Consider the following 2,587-nt stretch of genomic DNA (forward strand, 5'->3'; position numbering starts at 1 on the left):
GCGCGTGGCCGGTGTGCCCCCCGCGGGGGGGGGGGGGGGGGCCCCGCCGGCCCCCCCCCCCCCCCCCCTCGACCGGTGGTCCTGGCGCAGTCCTGCACCAGGACCACCGGTCTACGTCAGTTCTGTGCCGTACGACGCTTGCGCACGGACCACATGATGCCGCCACCGGCCAGCAGGACGGCCACAGCCGCTCCACCGATGATCGGAGTGGCGGACGAGGAACCCGTCTCGGCCAGGTCCGGCGAGCTGGGGCTCGGAGAGGCCGCGGCAGGGGCGGACTCCGAAGCTGCCTCGCTGGGCGTGGCGCTCCCGACGGGTGCCTCCGGGGAGGGCGGCTGCGACGGCGCGGCCTCGGACGGCGCGGGCGACGGGGTGGTGCCCTCGCACACCGGTGCCGGCTTGGTCTCGTCGCGCGAGAAGTTGTCACCATCGCCGGCCTTGACGACGAGGTGAACCGTCAGTTCCTTGTCGTGCTTGGGCAGCTCAAGCTTCTTGTGGAACTCCCTCCCGAAGGTCTCGGTGGGCAGGAGGTCCTTGCCGTCGACGGTCACGGTCACCTGGTTGGTCACGTTGCCGTTGTAGGCAGTCAGGTCAAGGCTCACCTCGGTGCAAGTCACGGCCCAGGTGGGGGTGTGAGCTGCGGCCGGGCCGGCGGAGAGGACCGTGCCGGTCAGGCCGACCACCGTTGCGGCCGCGAGTGTCCCCGCAGCACGCAACGATCTCCTGGGTATGGTCATGAATTCTTCCTCCGCATAAGTTTCATCGCCCGAATGGCGGTGGGGCGCACAGTACTGCCCCTGATAACTACGCGCGCACCCGCCCCACGAAGCATGCAAAGTCACAACTGACCCCACATCGCCACCGCTTGAGACATGACGGACAAGTCGGCTGTCACAGAGCGCGGTACATGATGTACATTCCGACGAATCCCTGTTCGGGATGGTTGAACCCCTCGGGCAGGGTTCCCAGGATTTCGAAGCCGAGCGAGCGGTAGAGCCGGACGGCGTAGGTGTTCGTCTCCACCACGGCGTTGAACTGCATGGCCCGGAACCCCGATGAGCGAGCCCATTCCAGCGTATACACGCACAAGGCCCGGCCCACACCCTGTCCGGAACGCTTGGGGTCGACCATGTAACTGGCGCTGGCGATGTGCGCGCCGTTGCCCATGTGGTTGTTGTTCATCTTTGCCGTGCCGAGGACGCTCCCGTCGTCGTCAACTGCGACGACTGTGCGGTTCGGTGACTCGAGGAGCCACCAGGAGCGGGCGTCGTCCTCACCGAGATCGAGCGGGTAGGTGAAGGTCTCACCAGCGGCAACGATTTCGTGGAAGAACGGCCAGATGGCAGGCCAGTCCTCGGCAGTGGCTTCCCTGATCAGCATGTGGGCCAGGATGCCGGTGCCGTTCTTCCTGCGCGAGTTGTTTACCGGCAAGGAGGCCGGGATGCCCGCCTACGCAGACCGAGCCGGGCAAGCAGCCCAAGTGCGGCTTCTGGAGCCGCTGTCGGCGCAGATGCGGGATCGGGCACCGGATCACGTACCGGATCGTAATCGCGTACAGGACCGAAGGTTGGTGCGGGCTCGGACGCCGGGACGGGACCGAGTACCGGGTCGGGGTGGAAGACCTGGACGGGTTCGGAGACCGAGGCAGGTTCGGGCTCAGCGAGTGTTCGAGCTCAGGTTCCTGCCCCCTCTCAAGCCCGAGCCCGAGCCCGAGCCCGTTCCCGGGGCCGGGGCGCCACTCGCCGCCCGGACGCGGAGCCGGCCGGGCCTCCCGGGCGTTGTCCAGCTCCGTGATCAGGCCGACCCGCCGCCACAGCATCTCGTCCGGTTCACCGGCCTGCATCAGGCGCCCCATGGCTTCCCTCGCAGAAGGCGACCCCGTTGGCCCGAAGACCGGTTCGGGCCGGATCCTGGCGAGGTAGGCGCGCTCATACGGATCGTCGACCACCTCTGCCAACTGCACCGGGTCCAGCGTGCCCGCGAGCACGGCGGCGCGGGCCCAGAGGGCGTCCGTGAGGCTCATCAGCCGTTCGATGCGGCGCGAGCGCCAGTTGCGTGCACGGAAGTCGGCGCCTCCCGTCAACCGGCTACATACCCAGGCCGGGCTCTTCCCCACCAGGAGCTGAGACTCCCTGGCGGCGAACTCCGCAAGCTCCTGGGCGAGATAGAGCCAGACCACCGTCCGGTACCGGTTGAGATAGAACGTGATCGGAGTGAGGCATCCCGCGCGGGCCAGCTTGGTGAAGTGGTCCGGACTGATCCTGAGCAGTTGGGCGCCCTCCGCCGTCCCGACGGTGTGCACCCTCTCCCACAGCGCCTCCGGGAACCCGTCCTGCGACCGCAGCCGGTCGACCTCCTCCCTGCGGACCCTCGGCCTTGCGCCACCCTGCTGCACCAGCACGCGGACCAGACCCACATGTAAGGCACTGGCGAACTCGCCGCGCTTCAGCTGTAGTTCCTGGGCTGCTGCACCCACAGCCATCGTGCTTGTGGTCTCAGAGGGCGTTCGATAGGGGAACCCCCTATCTGTCCGATCTGCGCTGCGGCGAGACGGACTTGTTTCCATGATCTCGTAGCGCGACACCTG

Annotated in this window: 3 protein-coding genes; all 3 read right to left on the reverse strand. The window is 67.9% G+C overall.

Annotation, left to right across the window (positions count from 1 at the left end; translation table 11 throughout):
• Positions 1–116: 116 nt before the first annotated feature.
• The 3 genes from ACIPEK_RS46480 to ACIPEK_RS46490 all read right to left on the reverse strand — a co-directional run bounded on the left by ACIPEK_RS46480 (position 117) and on the right by ACIPEK_RS46490 (position 2,482).
• Positions 117–737, reverse strand: a complete 621-nt coding sequence (locus ACIPEK_RS46480) for an LAETG motif-containing sortase-dependent surface protein (RefSeq protein WP_402009052.1) — start codon at positions 735–737, stop codon at positions 117–119.
• A gap of 154 nt (positions 738–891) precedes the next feature.
• Positions 892–1,380, reverse strand: coding sequence for a GNAT family N-acetyltransferase (locus ACIPEK_RS46485; RefSeq protein ID WP_402009055.1), 489 nt, complete (start codon positions 1,378–1,380; stop codon positions 892–894).
• Positions 1,304–2,482, reverse strand: a complete 1,179-nt coding sequence (locus ACIPEK_RS46490) for a DUF6397 family protein (RefSeq protein WP_402009058.1) — start codon at positions 2,480–2,482, stop codon at positions 1,304–1,306. The genes ACIPEK_RS46485 and ACIPEK_RS46490 overlap by 77 nt, the downstream gene beginning before the upstream one ends.
• Positions 2,483–2,587: the final 105 nt, after the last annotated feature.

The sequence above is a fragment of the Streptomyces sp. NPDC088246 genome (assembly GCF_044741025.1).
Taxonomy (GTDB): Bacteria; Actinomycetota; Actinomycetes; order Streptomycetales; family Streptomycetaceae; genus Streptomyces.